The following is a 23,240-nucleotide window of genomic DNA, read 5'->3' on the forward strand; positions in this document are numbered from 1 at the left end:
TAAATCGAATATATAATTTATTGCGGAAATAGTGAACCATGCTGCCACAATAACAGCATGGTTTTTACTATTTTATGTTATTGCGTAATATCAATACGATTGTTTAGGTCTAACATTGAGGCTTTTGCGCGGATTTTAGCCTCAAGTTGATCAATGACGTTATCGTTATCAAAGCGTTCTTTTTGACGAATACCGTCTTCATAGAAGGCACTTTTACGATTACCACCAGCAATACCTAGATGCGAAGCTTCAGCTTCACCTGGACCATTAACCACACAACCAATAATAGAAACATCCATTGGAATCACGATATCTTCTAAGCGTTGCTCTAATTCATTGACCGTTGCGATAACATCAAACTCTTGACGTGAACAAGTTGGGCAAGCAATAAAGTTAATTCCACGCGAGCGAATACGCAGCGATTTTAAAATATCAAATCCTACTTTGATCTCTTCAACTGGATCTGCAGCTAATGAAATACGTAACGTATCACCAATGCCTTCAGCTAATAGCATTCCTAGACCCACAGCTGATTTCACAGAACCTGCGCGCGCACCACCCGCTTCAGTAATACCTAAATGCAATGGCTGAATAATTTGCTTTGCTAATAAGCGGTAAGATTCAACCGCAAGAAACACATCAGAAGCTTTAACACTAACTTTGAATTGATCAAAGTTAAGGCGATCTAAAATCTCGACATGGCGCATCGCTGATTCAACTAACGCAGCTGGCGTTGGCTCACCGTATTTTTGTTGAATTTCTTTTTCTAACGAGCCGCCATTGACGCCAATTCGAATTGGAATATTATTATCACGCGCACATTCAACCACTGAGCGAATACGATCTTCACGACCAATATTACCAGGGTTAATACGCAAACAATCAACGCCGTATTCAGCTACTTTCAATGCAATACGATAATCAAAATGAATATCAGCAACTAAAGGAACATTGACTTGTTGCTTGATCAACTTAAATGCTTCAGCGGCATCCATTGTCGGTACAGAAACACGAACGATATCGGCACCTACTTTTTCCAGCGCTCGAATTTGAGCAACCGTAGCCTCAACATCTGTGGTACGGGTATTGGTCATCGACTGCACAGCAATCGGAGCGCCATCGCCAATAGGCACATTACCGACATAAATTCGGCTTGATTGGCGACGTATAATGGGTGATTCGTTATGCATGTTTATTATTCTCTATTACTACGGCAACGTTAACGTTACAGGTCGACCCGCCGGATAACGGCTAAGATCGAAAGGTTGCCCTTTAATTTCTATTTTAACGGCACTTGGCGCACCAAGTCGCACTCGAAACGGCGCCTTGCCATCAAGAGTAAGTGTTTGACCCGCAGTCTTAATGCCACTTTCAAGACGTTTACCATTTGCATCACGAATATCAATCCAACAATCGGCAGCAAACGTAAGCTCTAATGCCGGTGCGGCTGCAACCTCTGTTGTTACAACAGGTGTTACTGCTGCTGTCGTTGAAGTGTCAGCCGTAACTGCAGCCACAGGTTTTATTGCTGTATCTGTTGTGACGACTGGAGCCTGCACTGTATCAATGTTGATTGCAGCAGGCGTAACATTTGAAGCAGTTACATCCGTTGGCGGTGGCGTAACATCTGCCGCCGTTGTATCGGTGCTACTCGTCTCAGCCGTTACCGTTGTTGCAGATGGTTCAACCACAACTGGTGTATCATCCGTTAGTGCTGGCGTTTCAACATTAGCCACATCAACTGCAGGTGTAAGATCACGATCTAAGTGACTATTTTGCCACCACCATACCGCTGTCACACCGACAAAAATCACCGCTAAAATCCATGTTAGCCCCATTATACGGCTATCATGCGCTTCATGGTTAGTGCGGCGTGAGAAACTTTGCATTTCTTGTGCTTTCGGTTTCGAGTGACCATAATCGTCAAGTAAACCAACTACGGCAACATCATCTAAACCAACATACTTTGCATACGATCTCACATACCCTCGAGTAAATGTCGATATCTTTTCACTATCAAAGCAGTTACTTTCAATATCATTGATAACAGATAATCGTAGCCGTAATCGGTTCGCGATATCTGTTTGTGAGTAACCTAATTGTTCGCGCGCCTGACGAAGCATATCGCCTGGTCGTGCAACATTGTTTGGTTGAGATGAATCGTTATGTTCAGTATTCATTGGCTAGATAATTCTGATATTGCTGAGAATCAGGGAATTGTTCTTTTAATAAGTTAGCGTATTTAGTGACCAAAGTTAACCGTCCAGTTTGGTTTTCTAACTGAATAAGTAACAGCAAGCTATTTGCTGTATACCCATATCGCTTATTAAATTTAAACAACAGTACACGAGCGTCTTTATAATTATTAGCGTCTAATTGTAGTCGTGCCAGTTGTAACATTGATTTCGGACGATATGGATCATGAGAAAGTGCTTTTTCAAAATAATCTATCGCTTGTAAGTCATTGCCTTGTTTATCGCTACATAAACCTGCATTTTCATAACTTGCCGAAATAAGGTAATAGTAAGGTTGATCGATAGCTTTAACAAAAGCACTGATGGCTTCGTCATAACGCCCTTCGCTACATAAAAACACCCCGTAATTATTAAGTACGTCACCATTTTTAGGTGAGTCCTTTAAGGCCTTTTTATACATTTCTTCAGCAGCGGCGTTTTCACCTACCTTTTGATAATAATAGGCCATGGCATTTTGGACACGATAATAATCTGGCGCATACTCTAATGCTTGCTCCAGATTTTCACGGGCACGTTGCCATTGACCTACTTTTAAATAACTTAACCCCAATGTCATTCGTGCTTCAGCAGCATCAATGGCATTGAATTGTTCAGCGCTATTTTCTACTGTCACAGTGGCACAACCGGCCAACAGTAAACAAGAAAATAATGGATAATGTATCCATCGTATCATTTTTACTCACCTTAACATCCATGTTAAACCGCGAAGTGATTATAATCGCTAATCTAATTTAAAGGGTTTTCACTGCAATCGGTTCACCCGTTGATAATTTAGCTTGAGTGCGTTTAGTTCGATCAATAACATCACCCACTAACTGGCCACACGCTGCATCAATATCATCACCACGCGTTTTACGTACAGTAACTGTGTAATCATACTCCATTAGAGTTTTCATAAAGCGATCTATACGTGAATTACTAGGTTTTTTATACGGAGATCCCGGATATGGGTTAAATGGAATCAAGTTAATCTTCGCTGGCGTGTCTTTTAGTAGACGGCCTAACTGACGTGCATGCTCCATATCATCATTGACATGATCAAGTAGCACGTATTCAATCGTTACACGACCACGGTTAGCATTGGTTGAATTAACGTAACGACGCACAGCATCAAGAAACGTTTCAATATCCCAACGATCATTAATTGGCATAATTTGCGAACGTAATTCATCGGTTGGCGCATGTAATGAAATAGCCAATGCAACATCAATAGTACCGATCATTTGTTCTAGGCCAGAAACCACACCAGAAGTTGATACGGTAACGCGACGCTTAGATAACCCAAAACCTAAATCATCAAGCATAATTTCTAATGCTGGAATTAAGTTTTTCATGTTCAGTAATGGCTCACCCATACCCATCATTACGATATTAGTAATAGGACGACGACCGGTTTCTTTTTGTAAGCCAATTTCTTTTGATGCACGCCATACCTGACCAATAATTTCAGATACACGTAGATTACGGTTAAAGCCTTGTTGGCCTGTTGAACAGAACTTACACTCTAACGCACAACCTACTTGAGAAGACACGCATAACGTCGCACGATCTTCATCAGGAATATAAACTGTTTCTACGTCTTGATCACCAACACGCATAGCCCATTTAATGGTGCCGTCACTTGAGTATTGCGCATTAGAAACTTCAGGCGCACGAATTTCAGCTACACGCTGTAATTTTTCGCGCAACTTTTTATTAATATTGTTCATTTGCTCAAAGTCATCACAACCGAAATGATAGATCCATTTCATTATCTGATCTGCTCGGAATGGCTTTTCATTAAGCTCTTCGGCAAAGTATTTACGCAGACCTTTGCGATCGAAATCCAGCAGATTAATTTTGACAGTTGTCATCGGTTGGTGCCTCACTAAAAATGACTATTGCTGCGCCTTTATAACTCGGAGATCTGCAATCGGCAGTCCCATCGAAGTTACCAGGGTTTGAGGCGCGAAATTGTACAGCCTTTAGGCGCGGGTTTCCACCTGTTCACTGTATGGTTATTTTAGCGGCGATAGTAATCTTGGTGCTTAAAATAGCAAAGGGAAGCCTGAGCCTCCCTTTAGTATTTGGTTTTGCTTATTTTTTCATCACTGCACAGTCATTAACTACGAGGACATAACTCTTCAGCAGCAAAAAAGTAGCCAATTTCACGCTCTGCTGATACTGGGCTATCTGAACCATGAACCGAGTTATAACGTAAACTAATAGCAAAATCGGCACGAATAGTACCGCACGCAGCTTCTTGAGGATTAGTTTTTCCCATCAGTTCTCGATAACGAACAATGGCATCTTCACCTTCAAGCACTTGCACCATCACCGGTCCTGATGTCATAAAATCAACTAATTCGTCAAAAAAAGGCTTACCTTCATGTTCAGCATAAAAGCCCTGAGCTTGCACTTTTGTCAGCTGTAACATTTTTGCCGCTACAATTTTCAAACCTGCATTTTCAAAACGTTGATAAATAGCGCCAATTAAATTTCGTTTAACAGCATCCGGCTTTACGATTGAAAAAGTTTTTTCTATTGTCATTATTATAGTTTCCTTTTGAGTCTAGTTGCCGTCCATTTACTTAGTATCCACTGATAGGGATCCTTACCTTACAATAGTAATCCTGCAATATTAGCAATACCTAAGCCCGTTGCACCGACTGCCCAACGTGGATCAGCACTGTCACGATAACATGCTGCTAGATCGAAATGAATCCAACCACAATTATCGGTATCAACAAAGCGCGATAAAAATCCTGCCGCATTTGAAGCTCCTCCCATGCCACCACCTTTTTGAACGCGACTATTGGCGGTATCTGCAAATGCAGACGGACAGTAATCTTGATGCCACTTTTCAAGTGGTAATGGCCACGCAGGTTCATTGACTAATTCTGATAGCTGTTGAGCACGGGCTAACAATGGTTTATCAAAACCAAAAATAGCATTGTAATCACTACCGACCGCCATCATTGCTGCGCCTGTTAACGTGGCAGCATCAATAATTAATGGGGCTTTGGTTGCAGAAGCAAGCAATAAGCCATCGGCTAATACTAATCGCCCTTCAGCATCAGTATTTACTATTTCAACAGATACTCCATTGTTATACGTTAACACATCGCCAAGCTTATAAGCATCGCCTGACACCATATTTTCAGCACAACAAAGAATAAGTTTGACCCGTTGAGCTAAACCTTGTGCAATAGCATACCCTAATGCAGCAGTAACCGTTGCCGCGCCCCCCATGTCACATTTCATACTGACCATGCCAGCACTTGGCTTTAAGCTATAACCACCGGAATCAAAGGTGATTCCCTTACCTACCAAACAAGCGCTAATCGGTGCATCAGGATTACCTGTAGGGTTATAATCAAGTTCTAACAATACCGGTGGATGTTGACTTCCGCGACCAACACTATGAATACCAATCCAACCGTCAGCGAGTAGTTCATCACCCACAATCATTTGCGCACTGATATGATCACCACCAATGTCAGATAAAAACTGCACTGCTGCTTGGGCTAATTTTTGTGGATAAATGCTATCAGGGCCAGTATTAATCAAGGTTCGCGCCCAGTCATGACTATGCCGACGCGCATTCAACAGTTCCAACTCATCTTCATCAATCGATGCCCACTGGATAGTGACGTTATCCATAGTCGCTGCAAAGCCGCAATAAAATGCCCATTGACGTTCATAGTTCCAACCATCACCTTTTAAACTGACTGCAGTGATTGATTGAGTTTGAATTTGACGGCCAGCCTGCTGAATACGACGCAAATTAAATGTATCACCATAATGCACAGTGACACTATCAGTTTGGTAACTGATTAAGGCATTAATACCCCAAGGAGCACGTGCGGGCTCTTTTGATAAGTTTACTGTCAACATTATTTATAACCTCTTGTTTTATTTATAGTCTATATTTTTTATTTGGCGTAATTTAAATATAAAAAAAGCCCTCTTAAACTGCTTAAGAAGGCTTTTTGTTGGCAGAATAATTATTGCGCAAGAATACGTGCTAGTGTTTTAACCCCCATACCCGTTGCGCCTGCTGCCCATTGGTCATTACCGCTCTTACGGAAAGTGCCACTGGCATCAATGTGCATCCAGCCTTGCTGATAATCATCAACAAAATACGATAAGAATGCCGCCGCTGTACTTGCTCCAGGCATAAAATCACCACTTGAAATATTGGCTAAATCAGCAAAATTCGATGGCAACATATTACGGTGAATTTCAGCTAAAGGTAGCGGCCACATGCCTTCACCTTCTTGTGCTGCTGCGGCTAATGCTTGACGCGATAACGCTTGGTCAAAACTCAATAACGCATGGTAATCATTACCTAATGCCATTTTGGCAGAGCCCGTCAAGGTCGCGCAATCAATGATCAACTCTGGTTGCTGGCTATTGGCATACATTAAACCATCGGCTAACACTAATCGGCCTTCAGCGTCGGTATTAAGTACTTCAACTGTTTTACCGTTTTTATACTTAATGATATCGCCAAGTTTTAATGCACGGCCTGAAATCATATTCTCAGCACAACATAGAACCAGTTTAATTCGCTTATTAAGCCCACGTGCCATTGCTAATGCTAGACCTCCTGTTGCTAAAGCTGCACCGCCCATATCCGCTTTCATTGCTGTCATACCCGCAGAAGGCTTAATGCTATAACCACCGGAATCAAAAGTAATTCCTTTACCAACAACACAAGCGAAGACTGGTGCATTAGCATCACCCGTTGGGTTGTAATCTAAGCGTAGCATCGCCGGGCGGTGATCAGAGCCACGACCAACGGCATGAATACCGTTCCAACCTTCATCTAGTAAATCATAACCTTTAACGATTTTATAGGTAACATGTTCAGGGGCTAATGATTTAATAAACTCACCAGCGCGAGCGGCCAATTGTGAAGGCGCAACCACATCTGCCGGTTGGTTAATAATATCGCACACCCAATTAATGGTTTTGATCCGCGCCTGCAATTCCGCTTCATCAAGCGCCGATAAGGCTGACCACTGCACAGTATTGTCTGCTTTAGGATTACGATAGCCTTGTAAGAACGCCCAAATTGCGTCTAAGCCCCATGCCATGCCCGTTAAGTTAACGGCTTTAATGCCTTGCGCATCCAACCGACGACCAGCACGTTGAATATCGCCAAAAAGATCATTGGTGGAGACATGAATCACACAGCCTTCAGCACCAAAACTAATTAATGCATTGGTTCCCCACTGTGAACCTGCTGCTTGATGAGAAAGACCCACAGACATTATGGTAGACATTGATACGCTCCTTGATAAATATCACACAGCCAAAGCAATGAAACAAAGCTGATTACTGCGTTATTGTTATTCTATTTTTGTCGTTAATAAGACTATGCTCATCACCCTTGAGAGGCAACCATAAAACAGAATTTTTCGGTATAGTGATTATTGCTCGTCAATCCAACACATTTGTACCGCTTCTAAAATCTTTTCATTGCAGTGATCAATATCATCATCAAATTCATCCAGCGCAATAATCCACTCACGAAGATCGGTAAAGCGAACTTGGGTTGGATCAACATCAGGATGAAGTTCAATCAATTCAATCGCAATATCACGCGAATCAATCCATTGTAAACTCATAATAAATCCTCATTTTTGAATACAAATAACAAATTAACTTAACTATCACTTCAATAAATAGTCCTAACCCTAATCAATAGCTAAAAAAATAGGCCACCACAATGGCGACCTATTTAGTTGTTTCGATTAATGTGCTTCAGAAGCGAGGTTAACGGTATAACGTGGAATATCGACCACTAAGTCATCATCAGCTATACGCGCTTGACAACTTAAGCGAGATTCAGGCTCAAGTCCCCATGCCTTATCAAGCATGTCATCTTCAAGTTCATCGCTCTCATTTAGAGAATCAAAGCCCTCACGAACAACAACATGACATGTAGTACATGCACAAGACTTTTCACATGCATGCTCAATTTCAATGCCATTGCGCAATGCAACATCTAGGATTGTTTCGCCAGATTGTGCGTCTAAAATTGCGCCTTCAGGGCAATGTTCTTCATTAGGTAAAATTATAATCTTAGGCATGCTTAAACCTCATCAATAGACTGACCAGCTAACGCTTGACGAATAGATTGATCCATTCGACGTGACGCAAATTCTTGGCTGGCCTTATCAGTTTTCTTAATTCCTGCTTCAATTGCACGAGTATCGCCACTCTGACGTAATTGAACCAGTTCCATCATTACAGTTTCTAACTCATCGCGCTCTTGAACACTTAATAAGGTTTCACCATCTGCAGCCAATGCCGCGATTAAGCCTTCAAGTACACGATCGGCTTCAACCTGTTGTTCCGCTAATGCACGCGCATCTTTATCATCTTGAGCAAATGTCATTGAATCGCGGAGCATGGTTGCAATCTCATCATCAGAAAGACCATACGATGGCTTCACTTGAATTGATGATTGTACACCGCTACTTTTTTCCATTGCTGTTACCGACAACAAACCATCCGCATCAACTTGATAAGTAACACGAATATGAGCTGCACCAGCCGCCATTGGTGGAATACCACGCAAAGTAAATCGAGCTAATGAGCGGCAATCACTCACCATTTCACGCTCACCTTGAACAATATGAACCGACATTGCTGTCTGACCATCTTTAAAAGTGGTGAATTCTTGAGCGCGCGCTACAGGTAACGTAGTGTTACGTGGAATAATTTTCTCAATCATGCCACCCATGGTTTCAATGCCTAATGACAATGGAATCACATCAAGTAACAACATCTCTGAGTCGGGTTTATTACCCACCAGAATATCAGCTTGAATAGCTGCACCAATCGCAACCACCTGATCAGGGTCAATCGAGGTTAGTGGTGTTTTACCAAAGAAGTTCCCGACTAATTCACGTACTAATGGTACACGGGTTGAACCGCCGACCATCACGGTTTCAATCACGTCATCAATAGTGATATCAGCATCTTTTAGCGCACGACGACACGCAAATAAGGTTTTCTTAATTAATGGCGTTACTAGCGTATTAAATTGCTCACGAGTGATATCACCCTGCCAACCAAGGACATTGATGGCAACGCTATCAGCGTCACTCAAAGCCACTTTCGCTTGTTGAGCAGCATCGTGTAATTCACGACGTTGTTGCGGGGTTAATGTTTCAGTGAACTGAGCTTGAGTTAATATCCAATCAGCAATTAGCTGATCAAGATCATCACCACCTAATGCAGAATCACCACCGGTCGCTAATACTTCAAATACACCTTTAGACAGACGTAGAATCGAAATATCAAATGTACCACCACCGAGATCATAAACAGCGATAACACCTTCTTGACCAGAATCAAGACCATAAGCAATGGCTGCTGCCGTTGGTTCATTAAGTAAGCGCAAAACATTTAAATTGGCTAACTTAGCCGCATCTTTTGTACCTGCTCGCTGAGCATCATCAAAATAAGCCGGCACGGTGATCACAACACCTTCAAGATCGCCGCCTAAGCTTTCTACTGCACGCTGACTTAATGATTTTAAAATTTCAGCAGAGATTTGTACCGGATTCATCGCACCTTGGCGAGTCACTAACTGCGGTAAGCCATTTTCTGATGCGGTAAATTGATAAGGTAATTGCGGATAACGTTGCTCAATATCAACCAATGAGCGTCCCATAAGACGTTTTACCGATAAAATAGTATTCACAGGATCGCGTTGTGCATACGCACGCGCAGCATCTCCAGTTAACACATGTTTCTCAGTATAGTGAACCACTGAGGGTAAAATTGAACGTCCTTCAGCATCTTTTAATGTTTCTGCAACGCCACTACGGACAGTTGCCACTAATGAGTTTGTCGTCCCTAAATCAATACCTACCGCTAATTTTTGTTGATGCGGTGCTGCACTTTGACCGGGTTCAGAAATCTGTAAAAATGCCATTATCGTTCCTGTCTAAATAACGCAAGTTGATGATTAGTCAAATAATGATTCTTCAAGACGTTCGACTTCATCACGCAACTTAACAATAAACTTTAACTTACGTACTGCATCTGCAGCTTCAAACCAATTTTCTTGATTAAGCAATTGTGCCAGTTTCTGTAACTGTTGTTGATACATAACTGTGGCTTGTTGTTCAAAATCTACTAATGCAGATTCAGGATCAGCACACTCAGAAATTGCTTCTAACGCTTCCCGCAGCTCCATTTGCTGCATCAAGAAATCCATATCTTGCAGTGTCTTTTGCTCACCACGAATATCTTCATCGCGTTCAGAAAGCATATATTCGGCACGAGAGACTGGATTCTTTAACGTTTGAAAAGCATCGTTAATCTGAGCCGCTTTTTGTACCGACAGTAATCGATCACGCTCAGATGCAGTAGCAAAATTATCCGGATGGAATCGACGCTGTAACTCACGAAATTGTGTTGCTAATAAACTGCCATCAACATCAAACTGAAACGGCAATCCAAATAATTCGAAATGATTCATAATCGCAACCATATATAAAAAATAAACCTGACAACTCACTCGCCATAATGGCGGCCAGCAGCCAGGTTTAATAAAACACTATGCGCAATTATACGTTGAAGCTTTCACCACAACCACATTCGCTAGACACGTTAGGGTTATTAAATTTAAAGCCTTCATTAAGGCCTTCTTTGGCAAAATCAAGCTCGGTACCATCTAAGTAAACCATGCTTTTAGCATCAACGATAATTTTTACGCCTTGCTCTTCAAAGACTTGATCCCCTTCGTCAAGGTTATCAACGAACTCAAGGATATACGCCATACCCGAACATCCTGAAGTGCGAACTCCGAGGCGCAAACCGATACCTTTGCCACGGTTAGCTAAAAAACTCGATACGCGACTTGCTGCCGCTTCAGTGATAGTAATGGCCATACTTCAAACCTCAGAATTATTTTTGTTCGTGTTTCTTCTTATAATCGCTAACTGCTGCTTTAATTGCATCTTCTGCAAGAATTGAACAGTGAACCTTAACTGGCGGTAATTCAAGCTCTTCTGCAATTGCAGAGTTCTTAATTGATGCCGCTTCGTCTAATGTTTTACCTTTCACCCACTCGGTGATCAGTGAACTTGATGCGATAGCAGAACCACAACCGTAAGTTTTAAACTTTGCATCTTCAATGATGCCATCTTCAGTCACTTTGATCTGAAGTTTCATTACATCGCCACAGGCTGGTGCACCCACCATACCGCTGCCAATGTTTTTATCGTCGTTGTCAAATGAACCCACGTTACGCGGATTTTCATAATGATCGATGACTTTTTCACTATATGCCATGATAAATTCCCTCGAATAATGCCTAACCGCAGATTAGTGGTGTGCCCACTCAACCGTATCTAAATCAATGCCTTCTTTGAACATATCCCAAAGAGGTGACATTGCACGTAGCTTGTCGACTGCTTGTTTAATTTGAACTACTGCGTAATCAATTTCTTCAGCCGTTGTGAAACGACCAAAAGAGAAACGGATTGAACTATGTGCAAGTTCATCATTTAAACCTAATGCACGTAGTACATAAGAAGGCTCTAAGCTCGCTGATGTACATGCAGAGCCTGATGATACAGCAAGATCTTTCAATGCCATTAATAATGACTCGCCTTCAACAAACGCAAAACTGATGTTTAGGTTGTTGGGAATACGGTGCTCAATATCGCCATTGATAGACATCTCTTCGATACCTTCAAGGCCTTTTAGCAAGCGCTCACGCATATCAACAGCGTGTTGGTAATCTTGTGCCATTTCTAACTTAGCAATGCGGAATGCTTCGCCCATACCAACAATTTGGTGCGTTGGTAGAGTACCAGAACGGAAACCACGTTCATGACCGCCACCGTGCATTTGCGCTTCAAGACGAATACGCGGCTTACGACGTACATATAATGCACCAATGCCTTTAGGACCGTAGATCTTGTGCGCAGAAAATGAGATTAAGTCCACTTTCATTGTTTGCACATCAATCGGCAGTTTACCCGCTGATTGTGCAGCATCAACATGGAAAATTGTCTTATTTTCACGACAAATTTCACCAATAGCAGCGATATCTTGAACAACACCAATTTCGTTGTTCACATGCATAATAGAAACCAGCACAGTATCTTCACGCATTGCGTCGCGTAGTTTAGCCAAATCAATAAGACCATTTGATTCAGGCTCAAGGTAAGTTACCTCATAACCTTCACGCTCTAATTGACGACATGGGTCAAGAACCGCTTTGTGCTCAGTTTTACATGTAATAACGTGCTTACCTTTCTTGTTATAAAAGTGGGCAGCACCTTTAATTGCAAGGTTATCAGATTCTGTAGCACCTGAGGTAAATACAATTTCACGAGGATCGGCGTTGATTAGCTCAGCAATATACTCACGAGCAGTATCAACTGCTTCTTCCGCTTGCCAGCCATAACGGTGTGAACGTGACGCTGGATTACCAAACGTACCATCCATTGTTAAACACTGAACCATTTTCTCAGCAACACGTGGATCAACAGGGCAAGTTGCAGAGTAATCAAAATATATTGGCAGTTTCATTTTCTTCTCCGAAAACACGAACGTCTGGTCTCTAGGAGCGGACATCGACACCGATAGGGGCGCTGTCGTGTGATTTTTTATTTGCAAATGATGTTTTATTATTACCTTGTAGGATTACATCCTGACGATCAGCAATTGTTTGTACATCATTATCCTTCATCAGCTCACCAAGAGTGATGTTATTTAAAAATCCGCTGATGCGATCACTGAGATCATGCCATAAGGTATGAGTTAAACAACGAACACCACCTTGGCAACCACCTTTACCTTGACACTTAGTGGCATCAACTGATTCATCTACTGCTGCGATAACCATACCAACAGCAATATTGGCGGCATCTTCACCGAGGCGATAACCACCACCTGGACCGCGAACACTTGTTACTAAGCCCGCTTTACGAAGACGCGAAAAGAGTTGTTCTAGGTAGGACAACGAGATCCCTTGACGTTCTGAAATATCAGCCAACGGTACTGGTCCATTATGTGAATGCAATGCTACATCTAACATTGCCGTCACAGCGTATCTTCCTTTTGAAGTCAACTTCATAACATGGCTACCTACTTGAATTTATAGAGGCAGTCTCTCATACCCGACTAATTTGGTCAAGTATTTAACCCACTAAAACAGTAGGTCTTTCGCTGGCTTGCGAAAGCCGTTATTTATTGTTCTTCTCTAAGGTTTCAATCGTCTTTTCTACTGACGATAGAATGCCGCGTAAAATATTTAGTTCCTGCTGCTCAGGACGAGCACGGGTAAACATGCGGCGTAATTTTACCATTACCATGCCTGGATGATTTTTATTAATAAATCGCGTTTGGCTGGTTACTTTTTCAAGATGCTCATAAAACCGTTCAAGTTCATCAGCACGTGGGTATTCATCAACAACCGCTGTAGATTGATGCTTGGTCGCATCAAGGTATGCCATACGAACTTCGTAGGTTACCGTTTGAACTGCCATTGCAAGGTTCAATGAACTATATTCAGGGTTAGCTGGAATATAAACATGACAATGACATTTTTGTAATTCTTCATTAGTCAGGCCAGTACGCTCACGACCAAATAATATGGCTACCGGGTGCTGTTCAGACTCTGCGATAACTTTAATGCCATTTTCGCGAGGATCCAATTGTGGCCACTCTAAGGTGCGAGAACGTGCACTTGAGCCAACAACTAATCCGCAATCAGCAACGGCTTCATCTAATGTTTTTACAATCTTAGCGTTCTTAACCACATCGGCGGCACCGGCTGCTAAAGCAATTGTATGACTGTCAATTTCACAGGCAGGATCAACAAGAACAAGGTTGGTTAACCCCATAACTTTCATTGCGCGAGCTGCAGAACCGATATTTCCAGGATGTGACGTGCCAATGAGGACAACGCGAATTTTATCTAACATGATGTCGCTATATTCCAGTCTAATTTAACGCTCAGAGATAGTAGCACAGCCATAACAAAAATGAAGAAAACATGTCTATTTGATGGTTGTTATTAGTCATTACTGTCATCAATAAATAAAATACCGTCATTATTCATTTTTTCAGCACTCGCTAACGTCGAAAAAATAACCACTTCCTTTTTTTTATAGCTCTGTTATACTCGCCGCCGCTTTTTAGTTCTTTAACATCCGTTGGGAAAATCCTATGCATCCGATGCTTAATATTGCCATTCGCGCTGTGCGAAAGGCTGGTGACCATGTCATTAAATCTCTAGAAAAACCTCAATCTATTGAGGTTGCTAATAAAGGTAATGATGTTGTTACCAATATCGATCATGAAGCAGAAGCTATCATCATCGAGACAATCCTAAAATCTTACCCTGATCACTGCATCATTGCAGCTGAGTCTGGTACGAAAGAAGGACGTGACAAAGAGTGTCAGTGGATAATTGACCCAGTGGATGGCACCAAGAACTTCGTTCGTGGTTATCCTCACTATGCAGTTTCTATCGCACTACGCATGCGTGGTCGTACAGAAGTTGCTGCAGTTTACGACCCAGCTCGTAACGAACTGTTCACGGCTACTCGTGGTGCAGGCGCGCAACTTAATAGCCTACGTCTACGTGCATCTCAGCCACGTGATCTAACAGGTACTGTGTTAGCAACAGGTCTTCCTTTTGCTGCTAAACAACACGCTGAAAGCTACCTAAAAATCCAAAATGCTTTATTTGTAGAATGTGATGACATGCGTCAATCAGGTTGTACTGCATTGGATCTTTGTTACCTAGCTGCTGGCCGTGTTGACGGTGTATTCAAGTTAGGCCAAAAGCCTTGGGAACTTGCTGCTGGTGAATTAATCGCGCGTGAAGCTGGTGCTATCTGTGCTGACTTTACGGGTAACACTAACTACCTAACGACTGGTAACATTGTTGCTGGTAACGCACGTGTAGTTAAGCCAATGCTTGCTAAAATCCGTGAATTCGGTAGCGACGCTCTGGCTAAGTAATCATTGATTACAACCCGCTAAATAAAACGCCCTGCTGGTATTAACAGCAGGGCGTTTTTTGTTGCCTATAAAAAACGGAGTCCGAAGACTCCGCATAATTAATGATGACTTTACCGATAGTAGAAGCTACTTACGGCTATGGCATCGCATCAATTTCTTCACCTTCTTTATCTAATGGTGTCGGCATTAAGTGCTCACGGGTGATACCCAATTTAAGCGCTAACGCTGATGCCACATAGATTGAAGAGTAAGTACCGACGGTAATACCAATCAATAGTGCTAATGCAAACCCTTGAATCATTGCGCCGCCTTTTAAGAACAACGCAATAACAACAAACAAGGTGGTGCTGGAAGTAATTAATGTTCGGCTCAATGTTTGAGAAAGAGAGCTGTTCATAATTTCTTCAGCGGTTTGTTTGCGCATCTTACGGAAGTTTTCTCGAATACGGTCAAACACTACGATAGTATCGTTAAGTGAATAACCCACTACCGTTAGTAATGCTGCCACAATCGTTAAATCAACTTCAATTTGTAGAATCGAAAAAATACCAACAGTAATGATAATATCGTGTGCCAATGACAACACCGCACCTGCGGCTAAACGCCATTCAAAACGCACTGATACATAAAGCAGAATACACAGTAATGCGATAAGAATCGCCAAGCCACCCGCTTCGGCTAATTCATCACCCACATTAGGGCCAACAAATTCTACTCGACGCATTTCAACTTGCTGACCTGTGCCAGTTTTTAGGGCATCAATAATCTGGTTCCCCAGGATTTCGCCTTTAATTCCATCACGAGGTTGCAACCGCACCATCACATCACGCGCAGTACCAAAGTTCTGCACGATGGCATCGCCAAAGCCTGATTTTGCCAATGATTCTCGAATTAGCGGTAAATCGGCCGGCTCTTTAAAGCTCACTTCAATCAGCGTACCGCCAGTAAAGTCTAAGCCCCAATTCAAGCCTTTGGTTGATATTGTCGCAATAGAAGCTGCAATCATCATTAGCGAGAAAATAAACGCTAATTTTGACCAACGCATAAAATCGGTAACTTTATCGCTATTCAATAACTGTTTCATTTATGCGTCCTCCTAGATTGACAACTTATCTATGCGTTTACCGCCATAGATTAAGTTAACCACGGCACGAGTACCGATAATTGCGGTAAACATCGAGGTTAAAATACCGATCGATAATGTCACTGCAAAACCTTTAATTGCACCTGTACCGACAGCAAACAAAATAATTGCTGTCATTAAGGTGGTGATATTGGCATCGGCAATGGTACTAAACGCATTGGCATAACCTTGTTGGATCGCTTGCTGAGGGCTTCGACCTTCACGTAATTCTTCACGAATACGTTCAAAGATAAGCACATTCGCATCAACGGCCATACCGACGGTTAATACAATACCGGCAATACCTGGCAAGGTCATAGTTGCACCTGGGATCATCGACATCACACCAATAATCAATACCAGATTCATCATCAATGCTAAGTTGGCAATTAAACCAAAACCACGGTAGTACAATAAGGTAAATAGCATAACTGCCACCATCCCCCAGATACACGCCTGAATACCCATATCGATATTTTGTTGACCCATAGATGGACCAATTGTACGTTCTTCAACGATCGAAATAGGTGCAATCAAAGCACCAGCACGTAACAATAGTGCAAGGTTATGTGCTTCTGGTTGAGAATCAATACCTGTAATGCGGAAGTTACGTCCAAGTGCCGTTTGAATGGTCGCTTGGTTGATCACTTCTTCGTGCTTTTCAAGTATCACTTTACCTTCAGGTGTACGATTACCGCTGTCTTTGTACTCAGTAAATACTGTCGCCATTAATTTACCGACATTATTACGTGAGAACGCCGTCATTTTGCTGCCGCCTTCAGTATCTAGCGAAATATTCACCTGTGGACGACCATATTCATCTGCACTTGAGGTTGCATCTGTAATATGAGAACCTGCTAGAATTACGCGTTTTTTCAATACTGCTGGACGACCATCACGGGTCATCTTCACTTCACTACCCGCAGGTACTCGCCCTGCTGCGGCTGCACCAAGATCAGCATTACTATCAACTTCACGGAACTCAAGCGTAGCGGTTGCACCTAAAATTTCTTTCGCGCGCGCAGTATCTTGAACACCAGGTAGCTCAACCACAATTCGGTTAGCGCCCTGACGTTGTACCAATGGTTCGGCAACACCTAATTCATTAACACGGTTACGTAAAATAGTAATATTTTGCTCAACAGCATAATTGCGAATTTCTTGAAGACGCGCTTCAGAAAAACCAGCTGTTAAAACAAAACGTCCTTTGGTATCAGTTTCAGTAAATACCATATCAGGATGAAGTGGCTCTAATACCGCTTTTGCTTGCTCTAATTGAGCTGCATCACGTAAACGTACAGAGACCGTTTGTTTGGTTTTATCGATGGCACGATAGCGAATTTTCTGTTGGCGTAATTCAGCTCTGAAGGTTTCTTCTTGCTGGCCTAATAGTTTTTCCATCGCCGCATCCATATCCACTTCCATAAGGAAATGAACACCACCACGCAAATCAAGACCAAGCTTCATTGGTGTAGCACCAATTGCTTCTAGCCAAGACGGTGTTGAAGGTGCGAGATTGAGTGCAACAATATAGTTGTCACCTAATTCACTATTTAGAATATCGCGAGCGCTGATTTGAGTATCAGTATCCTTGAAACGGACTAGTATTGAGCCTTTTTCAAAAACAACTGACTTATAAGGGATATTGTTCTTTTTTAAATCTTCGGTGACAGTATCCAAAGCGCTCATAGTAACTGAGGCGCCACGCGCCCCAGTTACTTGAATCGCTGGATCTTCACCGTATACGTTGGGAAGTGCATAAAGCAAACCTATAATTAGTGCGAACAACACTAATAAGTTCTTCCACAAAGGGTATCGGTTAAGCACTGCTATGATCCTTCAAAGCGAATGTTTTTTAGCGTCTTATAGAGACTTCATTGTGCCTTTTGGCAAAACTGCAGTAATGAAGTCTTTTTTGATAGTTACTTCAGTATTGTCGTTTAGCGCAAGAACGATGTAATCACTTTCAGATGATGACTTAGTAATACGGCCTAAAAGACCACCGTTAGTCATTACTTCATCGCCTTTACTCATCGAGCTCATTAGCGTCTTGTGTTCTTTAACACGCTTAGCTTGTGGACGGTAAATCATGAAGTAAAAGATAACAGCAAACAGACCCAGCATAATGAATAACTGGTACGGTGAACCACCTTGAGCAGCGCCTTCAGTTGCTGCATGTGCTTGAGAGATAAAAAAGCTCATTTATAACGTCCTCGATTTATTATGATTTATACAATTTGTAATGGTGGAACTTCACGGTCACGACGCGCGTAGAATTCTTCTACAAATGCATCGAAACGATCTTCTTCAATCGACTTACGAATACTTGCCATTAAACGTTGGTAGTAACGTAAGTTGTGAATAGTATTTAAGCGTGCACCTAGAATCTCATTACATTTATCTAGGTGATATAAATACGCTTTTGAATAATGACGACAAGTGTAACAGTCACAATCAGGATCTAGTGGTGTTGTATCTGTTTTATGTTTCGCATTACGGATCTTGATCACACCGCCAGTCACAAACAGGTGTGCATTTCGCGCATTTCGCGTCGGCATTACACAGTCAAACATGTCGATACCGCGACGTACACCTTCAACTAGGTCTTCAGGCTTACCTACACCCATTAGGTAACGAGGCTTGTCTTCTGGTAGTTGTGGACATGTGTGCTCAAGAATACGGTGCATGTCTTCTTTTGGCTCACCAACCGCCAAACCACCAACGGCATAACCATCAAAACCAATCTTGGTTAGGCCTGCAACTGATACATCACGTAGATCTTCGTATACACCACCTTGAACAATACCAAATAGTGCATTTGGATTTTCAAGCTTATCAAAGTGATTGCGGCTACGTTGAGCCCAACGAAGAGACATCTCCATCGACTTTTTCGCTTCATCATGAGTCGCTGGGTATGGCGTACATTCGTCAAAGATCATTACGATATCTGAACCAAGGTCTTTTTGAATTTCCATCGACTTTTCAGCGTCCATGAAAATCTTGTCACCGTTAACAGGGTTACGGAAATGAACACCTTCTTCAGTGATTTTACGTAATGCACCAAGGCTAAATACTTGGAAGCCGCCTGAATCGGTTAAGATTGGGCCTTTCCATTGCATAAAGTCATGCAAGTCGCCGTGCATCTTCATCACTTCTTGTCCAGGACGTAACCATAAATGGAACGTATTACCTAGAATAATTTGAGCACCAGTATCTTCCACTTCTTCAGGTGTCATGCCTTTTACAGTACCGTAAGTACCTACAGGCATAAATGCTGGTGTTTCTACTGTTCCACGTTCAAACTGCAAACGACCGCGACGTGCACGACCTTGAGTTTTATCTAATTCAAATTTCACAAGACCTCCAAAAGCCAGAGAAACAATCTGACAGGTTCCCATTACAGGATTAAGCCCCACAGGCGATTGCCTGATCAGCCACAAAAATAATGGCCGTTAATAACGACCATTGCTACTGACAGCCTCGAATTACTAGCAATGATAGTAACGCTCAACCGCAGCCAAAAGCATTTATTATGTTGTAAATTCTACAGAAATAAATTTATCTCATGTAGCAGAGGCAACAAAGGCTGCAATTGTAACAAAAAGCAGCCTAAATACTTAATTTTTAATAAGTGTTAACGCAATCAATATCACATCTTTTTACGGGTAATAAACATCGAATCACCGTAACTAAAGAAACGATATTGATTAGCAACCGCTTGATGATAAGCATTCATCGTATGCTCATAACCTGCAAATGCACTTACCAACATAATCAGAGTTGATTCTGGTAAGTGGAAGTTAGTAATTAATACATCAACTAACTGGAATTGGTAACCTGGGTAAATAAAGATTTCAGTATCACCAAAAAATGGTTTGAGCTCAGTGCCATTTTTAACTGCATCTTGCGCCGCACTTTCTAATGAACGTACTGATGTGGTACCCACAGCAATAATTCGACCACCATTAGCACGGGTTTGATTAACTGCAGTCACCACTTCTGGTGGTACTTCAACATATTCAGAATGCATGTGGTGATCATTAATGTCATCAACACGTACCGGTTGAAAAGTACCCGCGCCAACATGCAAAGTTACAAAAGCAAAATTAACCCCTTTGGCTTTTAAATCAGCCATCAGTTTATCGTCAAAATGCAAACCCGCCGTTGGTGCTGCTACCGCACCAGGTTTAGCGTTATATACCGTCTGGTAACGCTCTTTATCAGCATCTTCGTCGGGGCGATCAATATAAGGAGGTAATGGCATATGCCCTACCTGATCTAAAATTTCCAGCACCGTTTTATCACTGTTAAAACGAATTTCAAACAGCGTATCGTGGCGAGCAACCATTTCAGCAGAAAACTCACCATGCTCACCTAATAATAATTCATTACCAGGCTTTGGCGGTTTAGATGCGCGTACGTGAGCCAAAATAGATTTATCATCTAACATCCGCTCAACTAACACTTCAATTTTACCACCAGACGCTTTATGACCATACATACGCGCAGGAATAACACGGGTATTATTAAAAACTAATAAATCCCCAGCCTCAACGAGGTCTAACACATCTTTAAAACCTTTATGTGCTAATTCACCGCTATTGCCCGTCATATGTAGCAAACGACTCGCAGTACGCTCAGGTTGTGGGTAGCGAGCAATCAGCTCGTCTGGTAACTCAAAATCAAAATCAGAAACTTGCATCGTAATACGCCTTCAATAACAGCAGGCGGGCATTATACTTAACTCCACCAAAGATGCGAAACCCCGAGGCAATTAAAGCGTATTTTCGATAATAAAACCGCAGTCGAATAATCACCGCTGTCTTGATTTACATATAATAGCTAACAGTTAATCATTGGTGACATTTGAAATTTATGACCATGATCATGGGATAGCCGCTAATAATTCGCTACATTCAAACCAGGAAATCAGGAAAAAATAATTAGCAATCGTATAAAAACAGGAGGTTTCTATGTTTACTGTTGCCGATATGATGACGCCAAAACCACATACATTATCTCGTAATGATTCTCTACTTGATGCTAAAGAGATGATGCAAACCCTGTCTATTCGCCATATACCGATCACCGATCATAATCACCATCTCTTAGGGTTAATTTCTCAACGCGATGTGCTTGCCGCTCAAGACTCTAATTTAAAATCCGTGATTGCCAACCATAGCCACTCACCACTAGACGTATTACTGGAACATTGCATGAATCGTGATGTTTTTAGTGTTGATAGCCATGCTGGTCTTAAAGAAGCGGCACTGTATATGCAAAAACATCAAATTGGTTGTTTACCTGTGGTTGATAATCAACAACTGGTCGGCATTATCACCAACAGTGATTTTGTTGCCATCGCCGTGACATTACTTGAAATGCAAGATGAAGTAGATCCACTAGAACAAGACCAAGATCGCCTTGATGATCTGAGTGATATTGGTGATATCGACATCGAACGTGACTGATAAGCACGCTCAAAAAAGGGAGCATAATGCTCCCCTCGATAGATAAATCACTTATTAACCATGATTACTTAAACTGTTCTTCTTCGGTAGATCCTGTCAGTGCTGTTACTGACGAGTTGCCACCTTGAATAGTATTGGTCATGGTATCAAAATAACCCGTTCCTACTTCCTGCTGATGAGCAACAAAGGTATAGCCTTTATTTGCCGCTTCAAACTCTGGACGCTGTACTTTTTCAACGTAATGGCGCATACCTTCACCTTGCGCGTAAGCATGTGCTAACTCAAACATGTTAAACCACATATTATGAATACCCGCGAGCGTAATAAACTGGTACTTATAACCCATGTCGGCTAATTCTTGTTGGAATTTAGCGATGGTTTCAGCATCTAAATTCTTTTCCCAATTAAACGATGGTGAACAGTTATAGGCTAATAACTGATCAGGGTATTGCTCATGAATTGCTTCAGCAAATTTACGTGCTTCTTCTAAACATGGTTTTGCCGTTTCACACCAAATTAAATCAGCATATGGGGCATAGGCTAAACCACGTGCAATGGCTTGATCAATGCCAGCGCGAACACGATAAAAACCTTCGGCAGAGCGATCGCCGATAATAAAGTCTTTATCATACGGATCGCAATCTGATGTTAGCAAATCAGCCGCATTAGCATCGGTTCGTGCAATCACTAAGGTTGTGGTCCCAGCCACATCCGCCGCTAAACGTGCGGCAACTAATTTTTGTACCGCTTCTTGAGTCGGCACTAATACTTTGCCGCCCATATGGCCACATTTTTTCACTGACGCTAATTGATCTTCAAAGTGCACTCCAGCCGCACCTGCTTCAATCATATTACGCATCAATTCATACGCATTGAGTACACCGCCAAATCCGGCCTCAGCATCAGCGACAATCGGTAAGAAATAATCAACACCGTCTGCTGGTGAACCACCATTTGACCATTGAATCTGATCAGCACGACGGAAAGAATTATTGATACGCTTCACTACCGCTGGCACTGAATCAACAGGATAGAGTGACTGATCAGGATACATTGCTGATGCGGTATTATTATCAGCAGCAACTTGCCAGCCTGATAAATAAATCGCTTCAATGCCTGCTTTAGCTTGTTGAACAGCTTGCCCCCCAGTTAGAGCACCTAAACAGTTCACATAGCCTTTTTTCGCACTACCATTGACCAATTCCCATAATTTATCAGCACCACGTTGAGCGATAGTATTTTCAGGAATAAATGAACCACGAAGATTAACAACCTCTTCAGCAGTATAAGTACGCTTCACGTGTTTCCAGCGTGGATTTTCAGCCCAATCTTGTTCTAGGGCAGCAATTTGTTGTTGGCGAGTTAATGTCATAATAATATCCCTCTAGTCAATATGGCGGT

Annotated in this window: 24 protein-coding genes; 2 read left to right on the forward strand and 22 right to left on the reverse strand. The window is 42.1% G+C overall.

The genetic code is table 11. The annotated features are described in order from the left end of the window. Positions 1-77 precede the first annotated feature (77 nt). From ispG to trmJ, 16 genes are all read right to left on the reverse strand, one after another. Complete coding sequence (gene ispG / locus PAND9192_RS18190; protein ID WP_065177076.1) at positions 78-1,190, reverse strand: flavodoxin-dependent (E)-4-hydroxy-3-methylbut-2-enyl-diphosphate synthase; 1,113 nt, start codon at positions 1,188-1,190, stop codon at positions 78-80. 18 nt (positions 1,191-1,208) lie between these two features. Further along, complete coding sequence (gene rodZ / locus PAND9192_RS18195) at positions 1,209-2,180, reverse strand: cytoskeleton protein RodZ (RefSeq protein WP_087854889.1); 972 nt, start codon at positions 2,178-2,180, stop codon at positions 1,209-1,211. Further along, entirely contained in the window at positions 2,170-2,928 is a 759-nt protein-coding gene (gene pilW / locus PAND9192_RS18200; protein ID WP_087854890.1) for a type IV pilus biogenesis/stability protein PilW, read from the reverse strand. Before pilW ends, rodZ begins: the two co-directional genes overlap by 11 nt. 58 nt (positions 2,929-2,986) lie before the next feature. Then, complete coding sequence (gene rlmN, locus PAND9192_RS18205) at positions 2,987-4,108, reverse strand: dual-specificity RNA methyltransferase RlmN (protein WP_087854891.1); 1,122 nt, start codon at positions 4,106-4,108, stop codon at positions 2,987-2,989. A 248-nt stretch (positions 4,109-4,356) separates the two neighbouring features. Beyond that, entirely contained in the window at positions 4,357-4,785 is a 429-nt protein-coding gene (gene ndk / locus PAND9192_RS18210; RefSeq protein WP_087854892.1) for a nucleoside-diphosphate kinase, read from the reverse strand. Between the two features lie 68 nt (positions 4,786-4,853). Then, positions 4,854-6,131 carry an aminopeptidase PepB gene (pepB, locus tag PAND9192_RS18215; RefSeq protein ID WP_087854893.1) on the reverse strand — a complete coding sequence of 426 codons (1,278 nt, stop codon included), beginning with the start codon at positions 6,129-6,131 and terminating at the stop codon, positions 4,854-4,856. Positions 6,132-6,241: 110 nt separating this feature from the next. Next, complete coding sequence (gene pepB, locus PAND9192_RS18220) at positions 6,242-7,525, reverse strand: aminopeptidase PepB (protein WP_087854894.1); 1,284 nt, start codon at positions 7,523-7,525, stop codon at positions 6,242-6,244. A gap of 147 nt (positions 7,526-7,672) precedes the next feature. Next, positions 7,673-7,870, reverse strand: a complete 198-nt coding sequence (iscX, locus tag PAND9192_RS18225) for a Fe-S cluster assembly protein IscX (protein WP_060999007.1) — start codon at positions 7,868-7,870, stop codon at positions 7,673-7,675. A gap of 126 nt (positions 7,871-7,996) precedes the next feature. After that, positions 7,997-8,335 carry an ISC system 2Fe-2S type ferredoxin gene (fdx, locus tag PAND9192_RS18230; RefSeq protein ID WP_087854895.1) on the reverse strand — a complete coding sequence of 113 codons (339 nt, stop codon included), beginning with the start codon at positions 8,333-8,335 and terminating at the stop codon, positions 7,997-7,999. A gap of 2 nt (positions 8,336-8,337) precedes the next feature. Beyond that, on the reverse strand, positions 8,338-10,191 hold the full coding sequence (gene hscA / locus PAND9192_RS18235; RefSeq protein ID WP_087854896.1) for a Fe-S protein assembly chaperone HscA: 1,854 nt from the start codon (positions 10,189-10,191) through the stop codon (positions 8,338-8,340). Positions 10,192-10,224: 33 nt separating this feature from the next. Further along, complete coding sequence (gene hscB, locus PAND9192_RS18240; protein ID WP_087854928.1) at positions 10,225-10,740, reverse strand: co-chaperone HscB; 516 nt, start codon at positions 10,738-10,740, stop codon at positions 10,225-10,227. A gap of 88 nt (positions 10,741-10,828) precedes the next feature. Next, positions 10,829-11,152 (reverse strand): iron-sulfur cluster assembly protein IscA, encoded by a 324-nt coding sequence (iscA, locus tag PAND9192_RS18245; protein WP_060999002.1) that lies wholly within the window; start codon positions 11,150-11,152, stop codon positions 10,829-10,831. Between the two features lie 16 nt (positions 11,153-11,168). Further along, positions 11,169-11,555, reverse strand: coding sequence for a Fe-S cluster assembly scaffold IscU (gene iscU, locus PAND9192_RS18250; RefSeq protein ID WP_036795849.1), 387 nt, complete (start codon positions 11,553-11,555; stop codon positions 11,169-11,171). 33 nt (positions 11,556-11,588) lie between these two features. Then, positions 11,589-12,803 carry an IscS subfamily cysteine desulfurase gene (locus PAND9192_RS18255; RefSeq protein WP_087854897.1) on the reverse strand — a complete coding sequence of 405 codons (1,215 nt, stop codon included), beginning with the start codon at positions 12,801-12,803 and terminating at the stop codon, positions 11,589-11,591. Between the two features lie 31 nt (positions 12,804-12,834). Next, positions 12,835-13,350: a Fe-S cluster assembly transcriptional regulator IscR gene (gene iscR / locus PAND9192_RS18260; RefSeq protein ID WP_060998996.1), complete on the reverse strand. Its 516-nt coding sequence runs from the start codon at positions 13,348-13,350 to the stop codon at positions 12,835-12,837. 109 nt (positions 13,351-13,459) lie between these two features. After that, positions 13,460-14,200 carry a tRNA (cytosine(32)/uridine(32)-2'-O)-methyltransferase TrmJ gene (trmJ, locus tag PAND9192_RS18265; RefSeq protein WP_087854898.1) on the reverse strand — a complete coding sequence of 247 codons (741 nt, stop codon included), beginning with the start codon at positions 14,198-14,200 and terminating at the stop codon, positions 13,460-13,462. Between the two features lie 244 nt (positions 14,201-14,444). Between trmJ and suhB the strand changes: the two genes are divergently transcribed. Further along, positions 14,445-15,245 (forward strand): inositol-1-monophosphatase, encoded by an 801-nt coding sequence (gene suhB, locus PAND9192_RS18270; RefSeq protein WP_060998992.1) that lies wholly within the window; start codon positions 14,445-14,447, stop codon positions 15,243-15,245. Between the two features lie 136 nt (positions 15,246-15,381). Here suhB and secF read toward each other — a convergent pair whose 3' ends face one another. The 5 genes from secF to queA all read right to left on the reverse strand — a co-directional run bounded on the left by secF (position 15,382) and on the right by queA (position 21,070). After that, positions 15,382-16,329, reverse strand: a complete 948-nt coding sequence (gene secF, locus PAND9192_RS18275) for a protein translocase subunit SecF (protein ID WP_087854899.1) — start codon at positions 16,327-16,329, stop codon at positions 15,382-15,384. 12 nt (positions 16,330-16,341) lie between these two features. Next, positions 16,342-18,195: a protein translocase subunit SecD gene (gene secD, locus PAND9192_RS18280; protein ID WP_087854900.1), complete on the reverse strand. Its 1,854-nt coding sequence runs from the start codon at positions 18,193-18,195 to the stop codon at positions 16,342-16,344. A 36-nt stretch (positions 18,196-18,231) separates the two neighbouring features. Then, positions 18,232-18,570, reverse strand: coding sequence for a preprotein translocase subunit YajC (yajC, locus tag PAND9192_RS18285; protein ID WP_060998987.1), 339 nt, complete (start codon positions 18,568-18,570; stop codon positions 18,232-18,234). Positions 18,571-18,596: 26 nt separating this feature from the next. After that, positions 18,597-19,724 carry a tRNA guanosine(34) transglycosylase Tgt gene (tgt, locus tag PAND9192_RS18290; RefSeq protein ID WP_060998985.1) on the reverse strand — a complete coding sequence of 376 codons (1,128 nt, stop codon included), beginning with the start codon at positions 19,722-19,724 and terminating at the stop codon, positions 18,597-18,599. A gap of 293 nt (positions 19,725-20,017) precedes the next feature. After that, entirely contained in the window at positions 20,018-21,070 is a 1,053-nt protein-coding gene (gene queA, locus PAND9192_RS18295; RefSeq protein WP_087854901.1) for a tRNA preQ1(34) S-adenosylmethionine ribosyltransferase-isomerase QueA, read from the reverse strand. Positions 21,071-21,341: 271 nt separating this feature from the next. On the opposite strand from queA, the gene PAND9192_RS18300 reads away from it, so the two are divergent. Then, a complete protein-coding gene (locus PAND9192_RS18300; RefSeq protein WP_087854902.1) occupies positions 21,342-21,839 on the forward strand; it encodes a CBS domain-containing protein in 498 nt (165 codons plus the stop codon). 64 nt (positions 21,840-21,903) lie between these two features. On the opposite strand, the gene aceA is transcribed toward PAND9192_RS18300, so the two are convergent. After that, positions 21,904-23,211, reverse strand: a complete 1,308-nt coding sequence (aceA, locus tag PAND9192_RS18305; protein WP_060998979.1) for an isocitrate lyase — start codon at positions 23,209-23,211, stop codon at positions 21,904-21,906. Positions 23,212-23,240 lie beyond the last annotated feature (29 nt).

The sequence above is a fragment of the Photobacterium andalusiense genome, from assembly GCF_900185625.1.
GTDB classification, from domain to species: Bacteria; Pseudomonadota; Gammaproteobacteria; order Enterobacterales; family Vibrionaceae; genus Photobacterium; species Photobacterium aquimaris.

Excerpts from the sequence above, each read along its gene's own strand:
- ndk (WP_087854892.1), bottom strand. The coding sequence starts at position 4,785 with ATGACAATAGAAAAAACTTTTTCAATCGTAAAGCCGGATGCTGTTAAA.
- PAND9192_RS18255 (WP_087854897.1), bottom strand. The coding sequence starts at position 12,803 with ATGAAACTGCCAATATATTTTGATTACTCTGCAACTTGCCCTGTTGAT.
- pepB (WP_087854893.1), bottom strand. The coding sequence starts at position 6,131 with ATGTTGACAGTAAACTTATCAAAAGAGCCCGCACGTGCTCCTTGGGGT.
- iscU (WP_036795849.1), bottom strand. The coding sequence starts at position 11,555 with ATGGCATATAGTGAAAAAGTCATCGATCATTATGAAAATCCGCGTAAC.
- queA (WP_087854901.1), bottom strand. The coding sequence starts at position 21,070 with ATGCAAGTTTCTGATTTTGATTTTGAGTTACCAGACGAGCTGATTGCT.
- rlmN (WP_087854891.1), bottom strand. The coding sequence starts at position 4,108 with ATGACAACTGTCAAAATTAATCTGCTGGATTTCGATCGCAAAGGTCTG.
- iscR (WP_060998996.1), bottom strand. The coding sequence starts at position 13,350 with ATGAAGTTGACTTCAAAAGGAAGATACGCTGTGACGGCAATGTTAGAT.
- rodZ (WP_087854889.1), bottom strand. The coding sequence starts at position 2,180 with ATGAATACTGAACATAACGATTCATCTCAACCAAACAATGTTGCACGA.
- iscX (WP_060999007.1), bottom strand. The coding sequence starts at position 7,870 with ATGAGTTTACAATGGATTGATTCGCGTGATATTGCGATTGAATTGATT.
- PAND9192_RS18300 (WP_087854902.1), top strand. The coding sequence starts at position 21,342 with ATGTTTACTGTTGCCGATATGATGACGCCAAAACCACATACATTATCT.
- pepB (WP_087854894.1), bottom strand. The coding sequence starts at position 7,525 with ATGTCTACCATAATGTCTGTGGGTCTTTCTCATCAAGCAGCAGGTTCA.
- trmJ (WP_087854898.1), bottom strand. The coding sequence starts at position 14,200 with ATGTTAGATAAAATTCGCGTTGTCCTCATTGGCACGTCACATCCTGGA.
- secF (WP_087854899.1), bottom strand. The coding sequence starts at position 16,329 with ATGAAACAGTTATTGAATAGCGATAAAGTTACCGATTTTATGCGTTGG.
- hscB (WP_087854928.1), bottom strand. The coding sequence starts at position 10,740 with ATGAATCATTTCGAATTATTTGGATTGCCGTTTCAGTTTGATGTTGAT.
- ispG (WP_065177076.1), bottom strand. The coding sequence starts at position 1,190 with ATGCATAACGAATCACCCATTATACGTCGCCAATCAAGCCGAATTTAT.
- fdx (WP_087854895.1), bottom strand. The coding sequence starts at position 8,335 with ATGCCTAAGATTATAATTTTACCTAATGAAGAACATTGCCCTGAAGGC.
- suhB (WP_060998992.1), top strand. The coding sequence starts at position 14,445 with ATGCATCCGATGCTTAATATTGCCATTCGCGCTGTGCGAAAGGCTGGT.
- yajC (WP_060998987.1), bottom strand. The coding sequence starts at position 18,570 with ATGAGCTTTTTTATCTCTCAAGCACATGCAGCAACTGAAGGCGCTGCT.
- iscA (WP_060999002.1), bottom strand. The coding sequence starts at position 11,152 with ATGGCCATTACTATCACTGAAGCGGCAGCAAGTCGCGTATCGAGTTTT.
- hscA (WP_087854896.1), bottom strand. The coding sequence starts at position 10,191 with ATGGCATTTTTACAGATTTCTGAACCCGGTCAAAGTGCAGCACCGCAT.
- aceA (WP_060998979.1), bottom strand. The coding sequence starts at position 23,211 with ATGACATTAACTCGCCAACAACAAATTGCTGCCCTAGAACAAGATTGG.
- pilW (WP_087854890.1), bottom strand. The coding sequence starts at position 2,928 with ATGATACGATGGATACATTATCCATTATTTTCTTGTTTACTGTTGGCC.